The following is a 16400-nucleotide window of genomic DNA, read 5'->3' as shown; positions in this document are numbered from 1 at the left end:
CCATCCGGCCGGCGGAACGGTCGGTGGGATCAGCCGGACTGTCGGGTCAGGTCGACCGCCGACGCCTGCTCCAGCACCGAAGCGGGCAGGTGCGGCCCGGCCGGTAGCGCCAGCGGCTCCTTCGCCCGGCTGACCAGCTCGACCACGGTCTTGGAGAGCCGATTCGCCGACTGCGACATCGATCCGTTGGCGGTCACGATCGCGGTGACCACCTCGGCACGCTTCTGCTGGCCGTACCTGACGGCCTCCTCAATGCCCCGGGCCTGTGCGTCGATCGACTCCGCGACCTCCAGGAGCGTCTCCGGGCGGATCGTCGGAGTCTGGATCGTCCGGACGATCTGCGGCACGGCGGCCTTCGACGCCCGCGCGTACGCGGAGAGCACGTCGTTGGCACCGTCGGCGACCGCCTGCTGCATGTCGGCGGCCTGGTTGGCCTGCAACAGCAGCGCCCACTGCGCGATGGTGAGCTTCATCGTCGGGATGGTCAGGTTCATCAGCAGCGCGAGGCGCTGGCCGAGCCCGTAGTTCAGGGTACGGATGTTGCGCACCTGCGGGGAGGTCGACCAGGCGACGAAGAGCCGCTGCTGGAACTCGTTGATGCGTACCTCGAGGGCCTGGATGAACTCGGTGACCAGCGAGAGACGCTCCTGCTGATCACGCTCGTCGACCGCACCCGGTGTCACCGTGATCGACCGGGCGTCGGCGAGCGCCACCTCCCGGACGAGTTCCATCACCGCGATCGCCCCGATGAGCTGGCCGATCGCCGCCTCGTTGGCCTTGTAGAGTTCGTCGCAGAGCACCACGTTGCGCTTGAGCTGCACCTGCTTCGAGCTGAGCTGCCCGGCTACCCGGTCCAACTGCTGCTCGACCGTCCTGGCCTCCTCGAACAGCATCTCCAGCAGGTCGCGGCCCTTCCGGAACAGCCCCTTGACGGCGTCGGAGAACCTGTTGAACGTCTCCCGGATCTTCGGGTCGCTCGGGTCGTACTTGCGCCGGAAGGTGCGCATCCGGTCGTTCAGCTCGTGCATGATGCCGGTGAGTTCGGGGATGTTGACCCGGCCGACCTCGTGGAAGATCCGGCTGACCTGGGCATTGACCTGGTCGATCGCGCTGTTGCCGAACGAGGCGAGTTGGTCGGTGTTGGCCAGCATCGCCGGGTAGAGCTGCCCGGCCGCCGCCTCGGCCTGGGCCCGCTGCGCCGGGCTGAGCAGGTCCACGCAGACCAGCTCCGCTGGCTGGCCGCTGGTCAGGGTACTGGTGATCGCGGTGTCGGCGGCACCGGCCGGCGGGTCGGCCGCTCCGCCCACGATGCTGCCGAAGTCGATCTGTAATCCGTCGGTCATGACAGGTCCGTTCTCTCTCACTGACAGGTCTTGGCGTCCTTCATGCAGCTCAGCAGCGCGAGTGTCACGTCCGCGGCCGGCGCCGGGGTGGTACGGATCTGCTCGGCAAGGTCGATGTCCGGGAAGTCCGCGACGTCGTTGACCCCGACCTGGACCGCCGAGCGGAAGCCGTACGTCTGCCACGCGATGCTCTGGATCTCCGGATCCTTCATCGCCTCGATGAACCCGGCGGCGGTGGCGTTGAGCGCCAGGACCGGGTGGTCGCTGTAGATGGTCGGGTCCGGATAGAGCACCCGTATGTTCCTGAGCAGGTTGGCGCTGTTCGCGCCGCTCTGCACGACCTGCTGGATGAGCTGGTTCTCGTAACCGGCGTAGAGCGGGGACTTGAACTCCCCGCCCTGGGTCAGCCACTCCCGGAACCCCGAATCGGAGGTGCGGGCCTGCAGGCCCTGCGCGTCGTAGAGTGCCCGCATGGTCGGCAGGGCCAGGCGTGCCTGCGCGAGGTTCGGCGCCTGGAACACGTCGTCGGTGGCGACGATGCTCAACTGGAGCTGGGCGAGTACGAAGCCGCTGTTGGACTTGGCCGGATCGGTGCTGGAGATCGTGATCGGACCCCGTAGTTCGGCCGCCCCGTTGCCGTCCCAGGTCTGCTTCTTCAGCACGTAGTCCAACAGCAGGGACTTCATGTTCACGATGTGGAAACGGCTGTCCCGCTGCTGGACGACGCCCAGCTTGACCAGCGCGTCGGTGCCGCGCGGTCCGGCGTAGACCACCTCGGGCGACTGCAACAGGTTCTCCGCGCGGTACTCCGGGAAGGCCCCCTGGTGCTGCGCCTCGAAGACACTCTGCGCGCTCGCGCTCGACGGCCAGAGGCAGTCGACCCGGCGCGCGCTGAGCTCGTCGGTGCTCAGCTGCACCTGGTCGTACGAGCCGAGAGGCTGGAAGCTCACCTCCAGCCGGTACCTGTCCCGGAGCACCCGGGTGACCTCGGGGTCGGCCATCAGCTCGGACTTCTCCGAGCCGCCGACGCAGGTCAGCGTGGTCAGCGCGGCCGGCGTGGAGGTCCCGCCGGACCTCGACCACAGCAGGGCGGCGACGACGCAGACGACGATCACCATGACCAGTCCGACCAGGAACCGAACGTTGGGCGATCTCACGATTACTCCTTCATCCCCACTCAGGAAGTTTCGGCGGCGCGACGGTGTCGAGGTTGGCCCGGTACTGCGCGATCTCTCCCTGGTTGACGAGCCGCACGCTGTCCAGGGCGAACGCGGCGAAGCGTTCGAACGCCAGCTCGCCACTGCGCTTGAGCGCCTCCGGGTCGGTGTAGAGCACCGGCTCACGCTGGATGTCGAGGTACTGCCGCACCGCTCCGTCGAGGCTGCTCAGGTGGCCGGCGATCTGGCTGGCGGTGGAGTAGAGGCTGTTCGGCGACTTGGCCTGGACCCGGTCGAACAGCTCCGGCACGTACCGGCAGGCCGACTCCAGGGCGGCGCGGGCGGTCGGCGCCTGGACCTCGGAGTTGAGGCGTTCGATGCCGCGCAGGATCGAGAGCGCCTCCCCGACCTTGGCGCGCGCCTCGTCGACGTAGTCGTCGCCCAGCGCCTGCGCGGGACTACGGTCGTCGATCATCAGGTACACCCCGACCGCCGCCGCGATCGCCAGCAGCGGCGCCCACAGGAAGCTGTCGGTGAGCACGAACATCCCGCCGAAGACCGCGACGGCCGTGCCGAGCGCGACCGGCGCCGCCAGTCTCCCTCTCACCGGGACCACCCCCGCCGGTGTACGCCGGTCCGGCGGCCGCCGCCCGAACCGTTCGTCACTTGTAGCCAGCCGCCTGGCGCAGTGCCGCCACCAGGTCGTCCTGCTGGACGAACGCGCCGCCGGTGGCCGACGCGACCTCCTTGAGCTGTCCCGGGTCCGCGTCCCGGCCGAACGCGATCGCGATCACCGGTACACCCGACGCCTTCAACCCGGACAGGGCCGACTCCCGGTAGCGGGTGTCGGACTGGCCGTCGGTCATCAGCACCACCAGCCGCCTGCGGTCGTTGGGCTGCGATCCACCCAGTTCCTCCATGGCGCGTCGCAGGCAGGTGTACATGTTGGTGCCGCCGGTGGGCTCGTAGCTGTTGATCTTTTCAGTGAGCCCGTGCAACCCCGCCCCGTCGTTGCCCTGCACCGTCCAGGGGCTCCCGGCGGTAACCCCGCTGTTGAAGATCCCGACCGTGGTCACGTCCTGCGGGTGGGTCAGCAGGAAGTTCAGCGCGGCCTGGTCCTGGTCGAAGACCTGGTGCGCGGCGGCCTTCACGCCGTCCCAGCCATCGTTCGAGGACATCGACCCGCTGCCGTCGAGGCAGTAGAAGGTGTTGACGGGGCGCCGGTAGCGGGTCTGGTACCGGTCCAGCGCGGCCTCGATGACCGGCGTCGCCGGATACTGGATGCCCTGCTCGTTCACGGTCGCCTGGATGCCCCACTCCGGGTTGAAGACCGACAGGTCGGGGTCGTCCAGCGTCAACCCGACGCCGCTGGCCGGACGCCGTCCCAACCTCAGTAGCTGGGCCTGCGCCCCGGCGTCCTTGAGCAGATGGTCCTGCAACTCGGTGAAGACCTTCCGCTTGCCGGCGTCGGCGTTGTCCGGATCCGGGAGGAAGCCGAGCGGCGCGTCACTGATCGCCAGCGACCCGCGTGGGTACGCCACCACGAGCGGCTCCTTGCCGGCCCTGATCAGCTCCTGGTTTTTCTCGATCACCAGGTCCTCGTAGGTGAACATCGTCCGGCAGGCGTCGGGGCGCGCGACGCACTCGGTCATCAGCGTGCCGGTCGACGGCGGTGTCTGGTCCATCGCGTTGATGAACCGGGTCACGCCCTGCTCCACGGCCGGGGAGTCCAACTGCTCCTGCGTCAACGGCCTACCCGGGCCGTTGCCGGCGAAGTAGTTCAGGAAGCCGAACAGCACGGTCGCGCCGGAGTTGGACTGCGTCGGGTTGGTGACCCAGACGTTCGTCTGGCCCGACTCCACGGCCCGCAGAATGTCGGCGATGGCGACGTCCGGCCGGCCGGCGAAGCCGAGCCGCCGCATCTCGCTGCGCCAACCGGCGAACACCACCGGGGTGAGGAACATCGGCTTCACGTCCCGCAGCACGTTGGCCTTGTCACCGAGCTGGGAAAAGACGCTGGAGGCGAACCAGTAGGCGTCGTAGTCCCGGCTGCCGGCAGCGAGCAGCCGGGCCTGGTCGACCGAACCCTTCAACGTCACGTCGCAGGTGTAGCCCTTGCTGGCACACCAGGGCTTGACGATCGTGTTGACCACGGTCTCCTGCTCGGATCCGGCGACGATCCTCAACGACGTGGTGCCGCCGCCGTCACCACCGCCCCCGCCTTCGCTGGACTTTTCGCTGGTGCATCCGGCGGCCATCACCATCGTCGCGACGACGACCGCCATGAGCCCTCTTACCCGCACGTGCGCTCCCGTTCCAACGCTGCCGGCCGACCGTCTGTCTGGACCGTGCTCGTTGGTAGCACCGATGGGCTAACGGGACGTCGAAGGAATCATGAACAGTGGGTTCCGCCGGCCGTGGGGCGCACCGGTCCCGCCGGGCCGGATATCGACGGCTCGGCGGTCTCACCTGGTGTGCTGGTCAGCGAGCGACCGGTCGACCGCCGGGTCCGGCGCCGCCGTGCCTGGTCATCCGGCCGCTGCCGCCAGACCGGTCAGCCGACCGTGCCACGGCGGTCCCAGACGAACACGTCCTGGGTCTCGTTGCTGTCGGCAGCGACGAGGTTGGATGCGTACGAGGAGAACACGACGTGCTGGCCATCGCTGCTGACCTGGCCCGGCAGGACGCTGCCGTTGCCCTGCACGCCACCGGTGGAGACACTGACCCGGATCGTGCTGCCGGTCCGGCGATCGTGCAGGAACATGTCCAGATCCTCGTTGGTGTCCCCCGCGACCAGGTTCGTCGCCGCCGAACTGAACGCGACGTACCGGCCGTCGGCGCTGATCGACGGGCCGCGGCCGGCCGCGTCTGCCTGGGTGCCGACGGACGACACGCTGACGGGGCGGGTGGTGCCGGCCCGGCGGTCGCGGACGAACACGTCCGGGAAGTCGTTGGTGTCGCCGGGCATCAGATTGAGGGCGAAGGAGGTGAACGCCACGTACCGGCCGTCCGCGCTGATCGCCGGGCTCCGGCTGCCGAGCTCCGCTGCCGGCCCGACCGCCTCGCCCTCGTCGTCGGTGACGCTCACCCGGCTCGTCACCCCGTTCCGCCGGTCGTGGACGAACACGTCCGGCGACTCGTTGGTGTCGCCGGGGACCAGGTTCGAGGCCTCCGACGAGAAGGCTACGAACCGGCCGTCTGCCGAAATCGCCGGCTCCTGGCTCAGATGGTTGCCCTCCGCACCGAGGCTCGACACGCTCACCCTGCTCGTGACGCCCCTGCGCAGGTCGCGGACGAAGACGTCCGCGATACCGTTCGTGTCGCCGGGAACCAGGGTGGATGCCCACGAGTCGAAGGCCATGAACCGGCCGTCCGCACTGATCCGCGTACCGCTGGCCCCGCCGTCTGCCTGGGCACCCTCGGTGGACACGCTGGCGATCCGGGTGGTGCCGGTCCACCGGTCGTGGACGAACGCGTCCGGTTCGTCGTTCGCGTCGCCGGGGACCAGGTTGGACGCCCGGGAGGTGAACGCCACGAAGCGACCATCGGCGCTGAGCACCGGCTCCACGCTCCAGGCGTTGCCCTGGCTGCCGTCGCCGGCGACGCTCACCCGGGTGGTGGTGCCCGCCACGCGGTCCCGAACGAACACGTCAGCGTCCTCGTTGGTGTCCCCCGAAACCAGATTCGAGGCGTACGACGAGAACGCCACGTAGCGCCCGTCCCGGCTTGTCGCGCCGTCGAACGCGAGGCTGTTCCCCTGCTCGCCGGTGCCGGAGACACTGACCCGGACCGTCGTACCGCGACCCGCCGTGGAGAAATCGAGGGTCCGGCCGGTACCCACGGGTGGAACGGCCAACGTCGCCGCCATAGCTAGAGACACCGCCGTACTGATCATCGGGGCTTCACCTCCGGTCGGGTGCGTCCACGTTCCCGTAGGCGGATCGTCCAGACAAGACAGACCGACTGACCGCTCGGACATTCAGTTGACGCCAAATGAAGTCACGCCCCGAGTCGGGTGGTCAGCGTTCGTTGCCCGCACGCAACCAGGAGATGTAGTCGGCGGCGGCGTGCTCGGTGTCGTAACCGGGCTGGTAGCCGGTGTCCTGCCGGACACGTCAGTACGATCGCCCGGCCGGTGCCCTTGACGTAGAGGTCGAGCGCGTCCTCGGCGTACGCGGGGGCTCGGAGTCCGGAGAGTCCGGCGCGCCATCCGGGCACCCTGAGCTGCCTCTCGATCAGGCGGCCGCCGTGGATCAGGTTTTCGCCTAATCGTGGTCGAGCACGTCAGACCGGCGAAGACTGAGGACACCGACCCAGACCACCGATAGGACATCGAAGATGCGCACGCTGATCTACAGCGCCTTCGTCGCGTTGGACGGCGTCGTCGACTCCCCCGGCGGCGGCACCCGATCCGAGGCCCACCGCAGCGGCGGCTGTGCTAGCAGGACATCGAGTTCGTACCTGAGGCGTACGAGCTCAAGGGCCGGGAGACCGAGGAGGCCACCGCGCTGATGTTCGGCCGGACCAGCTACGAGGCGTTCGCGCCGGTCTGGCCGGACATGGCGGACTTCGCCGCCCTCAAGGAACTGCCGAAGTACGTCGTCCCGACCACCCTCGGCCGGGACGCTGGTCGCGCCCGTCGGTACCACCGCCAGCGGCCTCGGCGAAGCTCAGCGTTGCCGGGCGGGCCGGACGACGATCTCGTTGACGTCGACCTCGGCCGGTTGGGCGAGGGCGTACGACACGGCGTCGGCGATGGCCTCCGGCTTGATCGCGTGCGCACGGTAGCTGCGCATCGCCTCGGCGGCGCCGGGTTCGGTGATCGACTCCGCGAGTTCGGAGGTGACCACACCCGGGGAGACGGTGGTGACCCGGACGGCGGGATCGGACTCCTGGCGCAGTCCCTCGGTGATCGCCCAGGCGGCGTACTTGGTGCCGGAATAGACGGCGCTGGTGGGAACGACCTGGTGGGCGCCGATGCTCGCGATCGTGACGAAGTGCCCGGACCCCTGCGCGGTGAAGATGGGCAGGGCTGCGGCGATACCGTGCAGCAGACCGCGCACGTTCACGTCGATCATCCGGTCCCACTCGTCCAGCAGCAGCGAGTCCAATCGCGACAACGGCATGACTCCGGCGTTGTTGACCAGTGCGTCGACCCGTCCGAACCGATCCCTGGCGGCCCGGGCGACGGCAGCGAAGTCGGTACGGTCGGTCACGTCGAGCCGTACCGGATGCAGGCCGCCGCCGGAGCGGACGGCTGCCTTCGCGGAGCGTTCGGCCAACTCTCGCAGGCGATCGGTCCGCCGCGCGCCCGCGACCACCTGGTGGCCCTCAGCCGCGAGCCGGGCGGCGATGGCCGCACCGATTCCGCTGCTGGCCCCGGTCACGAGGACGACCTTGCGGCCGCCGGCATCTGTCTGGTTCATCGACATGACTCGACACTGGCGGATCCGGGCGTCTCCCGGCAGGCCGGGTTCCTCCTGGGAGCATCACACCCAGGACGGACCGCGTACCGGGGCCTAGCATGGCGGTATGACGCGGTCTGATCTCGGCGCCTACCTCACCGCCCGGCGGGCCCAGGTCACACCGGCCGAGGCCAACCTCCGCAGCACGGGCCATCGCCGGGTTCCCGGCCTCAGGCGGGAAGAGGTGGCACTGCTGGCCGGGGTCAGCACCGACTACTACATCCGGCTCGAACAGGGTCGTGAACGGACGCCGTCAGCACACGTGGTGGACGCGCTGGCCGTCGCACTGCGGCTCGACGAGGACGGCCGCCAGCATCTGTTCCGGCTGGCCGGGCTCAGCCCGTCGACCAGGACCGCGGCCGGGACCGGCCCCGTCGACCCGAGCCTGCTGGAGCTGATGGACGCCTGGCCGCACAACCCGGCCATCATCTACAACCGCGCCTGCGACGTACTCGCCTCCAACACCATCGCCGATGCTCTGTTCCACGACTGGACACACTCGCGCAACCTCATGCATGTCGTCTTCACGGACCCGGCCGCGCGAACCTTCTACCAGGACTGGCATGATGTCGCGGTCAACTCGGTGGCCGGATTCCGGCTCGGCCACGGCCAGGCCCCCGCCGACCCCCGGATCCGGCAGGTACTCACCGAACTTCTGGAACGCAGCCCGGAGTTCATCGAACTGTGGGCCCGGCACGACGCCCGCGGCAAGGCACTCGAACGCAAGCGCTTCCGACACCCCGACGTGGGTCCGTTGACCCTGACGATGCAGACCTTCGACGTCCGCTCCAGCCCCGGCCAGGAACTCGTCGTGTACCACGCCGAACCGGCCTCGGCGAGCCGCGCGGCCCTCGCCCTCCTCGGCTCGCTGGCCGTCACCGGACGCCAACACGGCTGAGCGGCAGATCTGGCGCGCATCCCCTTCGGAACCCGGACTGTACGTGGCAGCGGTGTCATCGGACGCCTCAGCGCGGATCGACGCGGCAAATGAATTCACTCCTATGTTTAGTGAGGTACGCGATGCGTGCGGTCGTCAACAACGATGGAATACGCACCGTCGACGTGCCGGAGCCCGAAGGTGACGGCGTACGCCTGTCGGTCGTCTCGGCAGGAATCTGCGGAACAGACGTGGGTTTCGCCGCAGCGGGAGTCTCCGGTTTCGTCTACGGACACGAGTTCGCGGGAATCGACGACGAGGGACAGGGCTGGTTCGTCGAGCCCACCATCTATGGCGGCGAATGTGCACAGTGCCGGGTCGGCAGTACCCAGCGTTGTACCGAGGAGGTTCACGGCAACCTCGGAGTGTTCAGCGACGGCGGGATGGCCGAACGGGTGCGGGTGCCGGAGTACACCCTGCTGTCCCTGCCGGACGGCCTCGACGTCCGTGACGCATGTCTGATCGAGCCCGCCGCGGTCGCCTGGCACGCTGTCCGGCGCGCCCAGGCGCGTCCCGCTGAGCGTCTGCTCGTGCTCGGCGGCGGCTCCATCGGGCTACTGGCCGCCGCAGCGGCACAGGCTGCGGGTCATGACGTCGATGTCGAAGCGAGGTATCCGCACCAGCGGCGCGCGGCCGAGGAGCTCGGGTGCGGAGAACCCGGCGGCGAGTACGACGTGGTGATCGACGCCGCGGGGAGCCGGTCCAGCCTCGGAAGTGCCGCCGCAGCCGCCCGTCCCGGAGGACGCGTCGTGTCCACCGGTGTCTACCCGGAGGACGAACCAGTTCCCGGAATAGTCAGCCTTACCAAGGAGCTGACCTTCGTGCACTCCATCGCTTACGGCCGACACGACGGGGTACGAGAGGTCGAGGAGGCCGCGCGGATGCTCGCGGAGAGACCGGAAGTTCCCGCCACGCTCATCACCCACCGCTTCCCGCTGGACGCGGCCGCGGAGGCATTCCGGGTCGCCGCCGATCGCGCGTCGGGCGCCATCAAGGTCGTGATCGAGCCGGCCCGTCCACACTCGGGATCTCCCACTCGGCAACGCATGACGCCCTCTGGTGAGCTGTAGACCGTCAAGCCCTCACGAATGGTGATTGCCGCAGTACGGTCAGCGGTCCTTTCGACCCCCACTGCACCACCACCTCAAGGAGTGGCCATGTCCCCCACCTCCACCCCGATTCTGCTCCTGCACGGCTCCTGGCATGCTGCCTGGTGCTGGAACGAGGTCATCGCCCACCTCGGGCCGTACCACCGCCCGACCCTGGCGGTCGACATGGTCGGGCACGGGTTACGCGCCCGTCGGCCCGAGTGCCTGACCGTACGTCCGTTCGCTCCGGAGGCCCTGGCCACCGAGGTCTCGCCGGTGGCGGATGTGGATCTCGGCCAGACGACCGATCTGCTGGTTTTCCACAAGCCGGAGGTCGGCCACAGGCCCCCAACCATACGCCGCCCGACCGGGAATCCTCGGGCAGTCCGCCTCGGCGCCGGGACGCGTTCCAGAGAAGAGCGGTCGTCGCATCTCACCGGGCTGGTCATCGGCCCGGCCGGAGAGGTCGACCTGGCCACCGCAGCGCTGCTGCCCGCGCGGGTCCCACCAACACGGCTAGTTCGCCGGGTGCCCATGGCGGTCCGGTACTTCTGCGGAGCTGGGTCCGGCGCAGATCGTCACGGCGGCGCGGACGCTGTCTGATCATCAACGTCTCAGCCGTCCGGGAAGTCCAGCAGGGCGAGGAAGATCAGCCCGTACGGGAATGGTGCAGCAGCGGCAGCGCCAGCCGGAAGCAGGCGCCTTCGCCGAGGGCGGTCTCCAGCTCGACATCGCCGCCGTGGGCACGGGCGAGGGAGCGGGCGATGGCGAGCCCGAGCCCTGCGTTGGCGCCGCCCGAGCGACTTCGGGAGCGGTCGGTCCGGTAGAAGCGGTCGAAGACATGACCCGCCTGCTCGGCCGTCATCCCCGGACCCTCGTCCGCCACTTCGAGCACGGCGCGGCCGTCCGCCGTGCCGACGCCGACCCGCACCGGGGTGCCCGGCGGGGTGTGGGCGACGGCGTTGCCCACGAGGTTGGCGACGACCTGTCGCAGCCGGGCCTCGTCGGCATGGACCGGGGCTGGGCCGGGTGGGCCGCTGCCGCCCGGCCCGGTGAGGTCGATCGGGCGGGACGGGTCGAGGGCACGCAGATCGTGTCGGGCGTCGTTGGCGAGGGTACGCAGGTCCATCGGGGCCGGGTCGAGCTGTCCTTCGGGCGCGTCGTCGAGCTGGGCGAGTAGCAGCAGGTCCTCGGTGAGGGCGGTCAGCCGGGTGGCTTCCCGGTCGATGCGGTGCATCGCCTCGTCGATGTCGGCCCGCTGCCGCAGCGCACCCATCCGGTAGAGGTCGGTCGAGCCCTTGATGACGAAGAGCGGGGTGCGCAACTCGTGACTGACGTCCGAGACGAAGACACGCATCCGGGACTCGGAGGCGGCCCGGTCGGCAAAGGCCCGGTCGAGCTGGCCGAGCATGGTGTTGAGGGAGACCGCGAGGTGCCCGATCTCCGTGCTTGGCGGGGCGAGGCTGGGTACGCGTCGGGTGAGGTCGCCGCCGGCGATCGCGGCGGCCGTCTGCTCGATCCGGCGCAGCGGTCGCAGGCCACGGTCGAGGGCTAACCAGCCGACCGCCGTGAGCAGGACGAGCAGCACGGCGCCGGTGATCAGGCTGCTTGCCCGGAGTCGGGCGACGGTGGCGTCGGCCTCGGTGAGCGGTGCGGCCGCGATCACCGTCCCGCCCCAGCCGACGGTCGGTCGGGCGACGGCCCGCCAGCGTCCCGAGCCGTCGGCGGCGGGCAGGTCGACGGCTGTCCCGTCGGTGCGGATCGTACGCAGCGCGCCGCTCGGCGGCAGGGTTGCGCTGTCCAGCCGAGAGGAGCGCATGCTCCTGGCCACCGCGCCGTCCGCGTCCAGGTACACCAGGTACGGGCTGCCGATCAGGTCGAGGGCGGGGTCGAGGAGTTCGGGATGGACGGCGGTGTCCTCGGCCTCGGGCGGCCCGGTGGCCGACACCCGGGAGATGATCGCGGTGAACGAGCGCAGCTGATTGTCGATCCGGTCGAGCTGATAGCGCTCCAGGTGGTCGGAGACGACCGCGCCGATGAGGCTCAGCCCGGCCAGCAGCAGGCTCGTGGTGAGCAGCAGCAGCCTGGCCCGCAGTGAGAACCGGCTCAGCCGGTGCCTCACTGCCGGGGCTCCCGGATCACGTAGCCGACGCCGTGCACGGTGTGGATGAGCTTGGGCTCTTCGGCGTCGACCTTCCGCCGCAGGTAGGAGATGTAGGTGTCGACGATGCTGGCGTCGCCGCCGAAGTCGTAGTGCCACACCCGGTCGAGGATCTGTGCCTTGGACACCACCCGCCCGGCGTTCTCCATCAGATGGCGCAGCAGCCGGAACTCGGTGGCGGAGACCCGGACGGGTCGCCCCGCCCGCGTCACCTGGTGCCCCTCGGCGTCGAGTGCGAGCGGGCCCACCGTCAGCACGTCGGCCTGTTGCCCCCCGGTTCGGCGGAGGATCGCCCGGATCCGGGCGATCAGCTCCTCCAGGTCGAAGGGCTTCGTCACGTAGTCGTCGGCGCCGAGCGAGAGCCCGGTGATCTTGTCGGCCTGACGGTCCCGAGCGGTGAGGAAGAGCACGGGCACCGGCCCGCTGCGGCCCGGCAGGCGCTGCTCGCGCAGCCGCCGGACCACTTCGAAACCGTCCATGTCCGGCAGCATGACGTCGAGCAGCACCAGATCTGGCGGCTCCTCGGTGGCCGCGGCGACCGCCTCGGTGGCGGTCGCCGCGGAGGTCACCCGGAATCCGGCGAAGCGCAGCGTCGCGGCGAGCAGCTCGCGGACGGTGGCCTCGTCGTCCACCACCAGCAACCGCTCGGTACCTCCCCGGGAGCTCATCGTCTGACCCGATCGTTCCATGCCGGCCAGGGTACGGAGGCTCGGCTCCGGAACAGCTCACCGCGCAGTCGACCGGCGAAGCCCGCCACGGTGCCCGTCATACGTCACGACGCCGGAAGACCACGAACGCGGCGGCCAGTACGGCGGCGACCCCGAGGCACATCCCGGCAAGGTTCAGCCAGGGGTGCGGGTAGTCGGGGTCCGGGACCGTGGTCAGGACCGCTGCCGCGCCGAGGGTCGGCCAGAAGTCGAAGAGATCCTGGATCCACGAGGGGAAGAGGCCGGCGAGTGCGGGTACCAGGAAGACGATCCCCACCAGGGTGGCCAAGGCTCCCGCCGTGGCTCGCATGATCGTGCCGAGACCGACCGCCAGCAGCGCCATTGCCGAGAGATAGAGTCCACCGCCCGCCACGGCGGAGAGCACACCAGGATCACCGAGTCCCGCGTTCGGCACGTCCTGCGCGCCGAGGAGGATCTGTCCGAGGAAGAAGGCGGTGAACATCAGCGCTTGGCCCGCCACCATGGCGACGGCGGTGGCCAGCACCACCTTGGCCGCCAGCAGTCGGTGCCGGCGGGGCGTGGCGGTCAGCGACGTCTGCATCAGCCCGGTCGCGTACTCGGAGGTGACGACCAGGATGCCCAGCACGCCGATGATCAACTGAGCGACGATGTACGTCATCAGGCTGAGGGCGGTCGGATCCCAAGCCTGCCGTTCCGCGGCCGTCGCGCTCTCGTATTCCGTCCCGGCGGAGCTCAGGGCGAGGAACGTGATGCCGAGTCCGACCGCGAAGAGGCAGGCCAGGGTGTACCAGGTGGAGCGCAGACTGCGGAGCTTGATCCACTCTGCCCGGAGGGTGTGTGCAAAACTCAGGTCGGTCGCGGTGCCGGACGACGTCATGCTGCGGCTCCCTGATACTCGGTGCTGGCCTTGGTCAGCTCCATGAAGGCGTCCTCCAGCGAGGCCCGCTGCGGGGTGAGTTCGCTGAGCACGACCCCGTGGTACGCGGCAAGCTTGCCGATCTCCCCGCTCGTCATGCCGGAGACGACGAGCGAGGCCTCCAGACCGTCCCGCACGGTGGCCCCGGCGGCGACCAGCCGCTGCGCGAAGGCGCCCGGATCGGGCACCCGGACGAGCACGGTGCCCTCGCCGTTGGCGTGCATGAACTCGGTCATGCCGGTGTCGGCGATGAGCCGGCCCCGGCCGATCACGACCAGGTGGTCGGCGGTCTGCGCCATCTCGCTCATCAGGTGGCTGGAGACCAGCACCGCCCGGCCCTCGCCGGCCAGGCAGCGCATGAAGTCCCGGATCCAGCGGATCCCCTCGGGGTCGAGCCCGTTCACCGGCTCGTCGAAGATCAGCACCCGCGGGTCGCCGAGCAGCGTCGCCGCGATGCCGAGTCGCTGTCGCATGCCGAGCGAGAACCCTCCCACCCGCTTGCCGGCCACACCCTCGAGCCCGGTCCGGGCGAGCACCTCGTCGACCCGGCGCCGGGGCAGGCCGTTGCTCACCGCGAGCGCCAGCAGGTGGTCGTACGCCTTCCGGCTGCCGTGCACGGCGCTGGCGTCGAGTAGCGCGCCCACCTCGGTCAGCGGTACCGGGAGTTCGCGGTAGCGGCGACCGGCGATGGTGACGGAACCCCGGGTGGGGGCGGCCAGACCCATGATCATCTTCATCGTCGTGGACTTGCCGGCGCCGTTCGGGCCGAGGAAACCGGTCACCTGCCCGGGTTCGACGGTGAACGACAGGTCGTCCACCACCGTGTCGGACCCGTACCGCTTGGTCAGCCCCCGTACCTCAATCACTGTCATGGGCCAGAGCCTGACCGGCCGGGCTGACCAGCTGCTGAGAGCTTCTGGGAGAATCCGGAGAATCCGGCGGCGCGGTCAGCGCCCCATCACCCGGCTGACCGCCGCCACGACAGCTCATTCACAGGAAACCCTGAGAGCGCCCGGCATATGGAGCGGCTACACCAGCCCGGAGAGGTACTCCCGGCGTCGCTGCGGTTCGAACTTCTCGATGGCGTACCGGAGCATGACCCGGGGCATGACCCGGTACCGGGCGGCGAGGAACTCCTCCGCCGCCGCTCTGTCGCGATTCCCCACCTCGCGCAGCATCCAGCCCACCGCCTTGTGCACGAGGTCATGCGGGTCGCGCAGCAGCCGTTCTCCGATCCGGAAGGTCCACCGGAAGTCTCCGGCCTTGACGAAGGCGAAAGTTGCCATGATGGCGATCCGCCGATCCCACACCAGGCTCGACCCGGCCAACCGATCCAGTACGCTCCGGTCCTTGTCCACCAGCCAGGGCCCGACGATGTACGGCGCGGACGAGTCGACCAGGTCCCAGTTGTTGATGCTGCCGGTGTTGGCCAGGATGATGCGGAAGATCCGGCCCCGTTCCTCCTCGTCCCCCTTGGTGAACTTCCGCACCAGGATGAAGAGCGAGGTCAGCCTCTCCTCGTGCACGCCGCTCGTCAGCAGCTCCACCGTCTCGGCCAGGGAGATGTCGCGCCAGTACCGGCCGGCCACCCTGCGCTGGTCCGGTACGGCGACGCCGATGGCCCGGTCGCCCTCGCCGTACCCGCCCGGAACCATCTGCAGAAACCGGCTCACTCCCTCCACCCGGCTCGGGTCGGCGAGGCTGGCGAGGTCGTGACGGACGTCGGCGGTCGTGGCCATGACTGTGCAACCTACCGCCATCGCCGGCACCACCATGTGGGTCGCGTATTCGCCACGCCACGTTCAACCGCTGTGCCGGCGGGACCAGACGGTGACGGCGAGGGTTACCCGCTCCGGTTCCCGGTCAGCCCCGCCGCGTACGTCGGTGATCTGGAGTACGGCGACGTGTTTCTGGTCGGTGATGACGCAGAGCCTGACACCGGGGCGCATCTGGTCAGCCCGTAGCGGGGTGCCGCCGTACTCGGCGGAGAGGGTGGCGCAGTCGCGGAAGTGCTCGCCGGTGCGGTCGGCGGGCAGCCGCGCCATCACCGCGTCGTGCACGCTGACCAGGGTCGGTCCGGCGTCGGTGAACTCGAGGTCGGTCGCGGTCGCGCCCGGCGCTTCTTCTGCGGCCCAGTCGGCGCGTCCGGTGTCGAGGTCGATGACGTCGTCGCGGGCGATGGTGACGCTGCCCTGGCGGCGGATGCTGTCCGCGCCGCTCCCGCCGGGACCGGGGCTCACGGTCGGGTGGCCCGTCGGCGAGGTGGAAACCTGTGCCGGCTGGTCGGAGTGGGCCACCGGTGGAGCCGAGGCATCGACGCTCGACCGGCCCGCCTGGTAGAAGAGGGCCACACCGCCCCAGACGGCGGTGAGCAGCGCGGCCGAGGCGCCCATGAAGGCCACGACGATTTGCCAGGTGGGTGTTCTTCTGGGCGGCTGATCGGACGGTGCGGAGGTCACGGCCCCACCCTCTTCTCGGCGCGCCGGCGCCGGCCTCGATCGGACCTTTCAACCTCCCCTTGCGCTCCGTCGTGGGCCCAGGTGGAGTCCGGACGGACGCGTCGCGCCGTTCGGGTTGAAACAGGTTCACTCAAGAATGCCCGACCGGCGGGCAGATTCGCCAGCAGTCGGAGGGTGGGCCGCCG

General features: G+C 69.7%; 15 protein-coding genes and 1 pseudogene. 4 read left to right on the top strand and 12 right to left on the bottom strand.

Annotation, left to right across the window (positions count from 1 at the left end):
* Positions 1 to 29: 29 nt before the first annotated feature.
* The 5 genes from R6Y94_RS32040 to R6Y94_RS32020 all read right to left on the bottom strand — a co-directional run bounded on the left by R6Y94_RS32040 (position 30) and on the right by R6Y94_RS32020 (position 6395).
* Complete coding sequence (locus R6Y94_RS32040; RefSeq protein ID WP_318399705.1) at positions 30 to 1343, bottom strand: toxic anion resistance protein; 1314 nt, start codon at positions 1341 to 1343, stop codon at positions 30 to 32.
* Between the two features lie 17 nt (positions 1344 to 1360).
* The gene (locus tag R6Y94_RS32035; protein WP_318399703.1) at positions 1361 to 2500 is read right to left on the bottom strand and encodes a hypothetical protein; all 1140 of its coding nucleotides are present in this window, start codon (positions 2498 to 2500) and stop codon (positions 1361 to 1363) included.
* Positions 2501 to 2510: 10 nt separating this feature from the next.
* On the bottom strand, positions 2511 to 3107 hold the full coding sequence (locus tag R6Y94_RS32030) for a hypothetical protein (protein WP_318399701.1): 597 nt from the start codon (positions 3105 to 3107) through the stop codon (positions 2511 to 2513).
* A gap of 55 nt (positions 3108 to 3162) precedes the next feature.
* A complete protein-coding gene (locus R6Y94_RS32025; protein ID WP_318399699.1) occupies positions 3163 to 4785 on the bottom strand; it encodes a VWA domain-containing protein in 1623 nt (540 codons plus the stop codon).
* A gap of 269 nt (positions 4786 to 5054) precedes the next feature.
* The gene (locus tag R6Y94_RS32020; RefSeq protein ID WP_318399697.1) at positions 5055 to 6395 is read right to left on the bottom strand and encodes a hypothetical protein; all 1341 of its coding nucleotides are present in this window, start codon (positions 6393 to 6395) and stop codon (positions 5055 to 5057) included.
* Between the two features lie 443 nt (positions 6396 to 6838).
* Between R6Y94_RS32020 and R6Y94_RS32015 the strand changes: the two are divergent.
* Positions 6839 to 7128, top strand: a pseudogene (locus tag R6Y94_RS32015) (deaminase); the annotation flags it as partial.
* Positions 7129 to 7170: 42 nt separating this feature from the next.
* Here R6Y94_RS32015 and R6Y94_RS32010 read toward each other — a convergent pair.
* The gene (locus R6Y94_RS32010; protein ID WP_318399696.1) at positions 7171 to 7926 is read right to left on the bottom strand and encodes an SDR family oxidoreductase; all 756 of its coding nucleotides are present in this window, start codon (positions 7924 to 7926) and stop codon (positions 7171 to 7173) included.
* Positions 7927 to 8032: 106 nt separating this feature from the next.
* On the opposite strand from R6Y94_RS32010, the gene R6Y94_RS32005 reads away from it, so the two are divergent.
* From R6Y94_RS32005 to R6Y94_RS31995, 3 genes are all read left to right on the top strand, one after another.
* Positions 8033 to 8863: a helix-turn-helix transcriptional regulator gene (locus R6Y94_RS32005; RefSeq protein ID WP_318399694.1), complete on the top strand. Its 831-nt coding sequence runs from the start codon at positions 8033 to 8035 to the stop codon at positions 8861 to 8863.
* 89 nt (positions 8864 to 8952) lie between these two features.
* A complete protein-coding gene (locus tag R6Y94_RS32000) occupies positions 8953 to 9972 on the top strand; it encodes a zinc-dependent alcohol dehydrogenase (RefSeq protein WP_318399692.1) in 1020 nt (339 codons plus the stop codon).
* Between the two features lie 87 nt (positions 9973 to 10059).
* Positions 10060 to 10593, top strand: coding sequence for a hypothetical protein (locus tag R6Y94_RS31995; RefSeq protein WP_318399690.1), 534 nt, complete (start codon positions 10060 to 10062; stop codon positions 10591 to 10593).
* Positions 10594 to 10639: 46 nt separating this feature from the next.
* Here R6Y94_RS31995 and R6Y94_RS31990 read toward each other — a convergent pair whose 3' ends face one another.
* From R6Y94_RS31990 to R6Y94_RS31965, 6 genes are all read right to left on the bottom strand, one after another.
* The gene (locus tag R6Y94_RS31990; RefSeq protein ID WP_318399688.1) at positions 10640 to 12112 is read right to left on the bottom strand and encodes a HAMP domain-containing sensor histidine kinase; all 1473 of its coding nucleotides are present in this window, start codon (positions 12110 to 12112) and stop codon (positions 10640 to 10642) included.
* Complete coding sequence (locus R6Y94_RS31985; RefSeq protein WP_412102930.1) at positions 12109 to 12840, bottom strand: response regulator transcription factor; 732 nt, start codon at positions 12838 to 12840, stop codon at positions 12109 to 12111. The genes R6Y94_RS31990 and R6Y94_RS31985 overlap by 4 nt, the downstream gene beginning before the upstream one ends.
* A 76-nt stretch (positions 12841 to 12916) precedes the next feature.
* A complete protein-coding gene (locus R6Y94_RS31980; protein ID WP_318399686.1) occupies positions 12917 to 13717 on the bottom strand; it encodes an ABC transporter permease in 801 nt (266 codons plus the stop codon).
* On the bottom strand, positions 13714 to 14622 hold the full coding sequence (locus tag R6Y94_RS31975; RefSeq protein WP_318399746.1) for an ABC transporter ATP-binding protein: 909 nt from the start codon (positions 14620 to 14622) through the stop codon (positions 13714 to 13716). Before R6Y94_RS31975 ends, R6Y94_RS31980 begins: the two co-directional genes overlap by 4 nt.
* Before the next feature lie 162 nt (positions 14623 to 14784).
* Positions 14785 to 15495 (bottom strand): DNA alkylation repair protein, encoded by a 711-nt coding sequence (locus tag R6Y94_RS31970; protein WP_318399684.1) that lies wholly within the window; start codon positions 15493 to 15495, stop codon positions 14785 to 14787.
* Between the two features lie 63 nt (positions 15496 to 15558).
* Complete coding sequence (locus tag R6Y94_RS31965) at positions 15559 to 16215, bottom strand: hypothetical protein (protein ID WP_318399682.1); 657 nt, start codon at positions 16213 to 16215, stop codon at positions 15559 to 15561.
* Between the last annotated feature and the right edge of the window lie 185 nt (positions 16216 to 16400).

The organism is Plantactinospora sp. KLBMP9567 (assembly GCF_033446045.1).
Classification (GTDB): Bacteria; Actinomycetota; Actinomycetes; order Mycobacteriales; family Micromonosporaceae; genus Plantactinospora.
The sequence above is the reverse complement of the archived record's forward strand: the minus strand, read 5'-3'. Positions and strand labels throughout refer to the sequence as shown.

Excerpts from the sequence above, each read along its gene's own strand:
- R6Y94_RS32040 (WP_318399705.1), bottom strand. The coding sequence starts at position 1,343 with ATGACCGACGGATTACAGATCGACTTCGGCAGCATCGTGGGCGGAGCG.
- R6Y94_RS32025 (WP_318399699.1), bottom strand. The coding sequence starts at position 4,785 with ATGGCGGTCGTCGTCGCGACGATGGTGATGGCCGCCGGATGCACCAGC.
- R6Y94_RS32020 (WP_318399697.1), bottom strand. The coding sequence starts at position 6,395 with ATGATCAGTACGGCGGTGTCTCTAGCTATGGCGGCGACGTTGGCCGTT.
- R6Y94_RS32010 (WP_318399696.1), bottom strand. The coding sequence starts at position 7,926 with ATGAACCAGACAGATGCCGGCGGCCGCAAGGTCGTCCTCGTGACCGGG.
- R6Y94_RS32005 (WP_318399694.1), top strand. The coding sequence starts at position 8,033 with ATGACGCGGTCTGATCTCGGCGCCTACCTCACCGCCCGGCGGGCCCAG.
- R6Y94_RS32000 (WP_318399692.1), top strand. The coding sequence starts at position 8,953 with ATGAATTCACTCCTATGTTTAGTGAGGTACGCGATGCGTGCGGTCGTC.
- R6Y94_RS31995 (WP_318399690.1), top strand. The coding sequence starts at position 10,060 with ATGTCCCCCACCTCCACCCCGATTCTGCTCCTGCACGGCTCCTGGCAT.
- R6Y94_RS31985 (WP_412102930.1), bottom strand. The coding sequence starts at position 12,840 with ATGGAACGATCGGGTCAGACGATGAGCTCCCGGGGAGGTACCGAGCGG.
- R6Y94_RS31980 (WP_318399686.1), bottom strand. The coding sequence starts at position 13,717 with ATGACGTCGTCCGGCACCGCGACCGACCTGAGTTTTGCACACACCCTC.
- R6Y94_RS31970 (WP_318399684.1), bottom strand. The coding sequence starts at position 15,495 with ATGGCCACGACCGCCGACGTCCGTCACGACCTCGCCAGCCTCGCCGAC.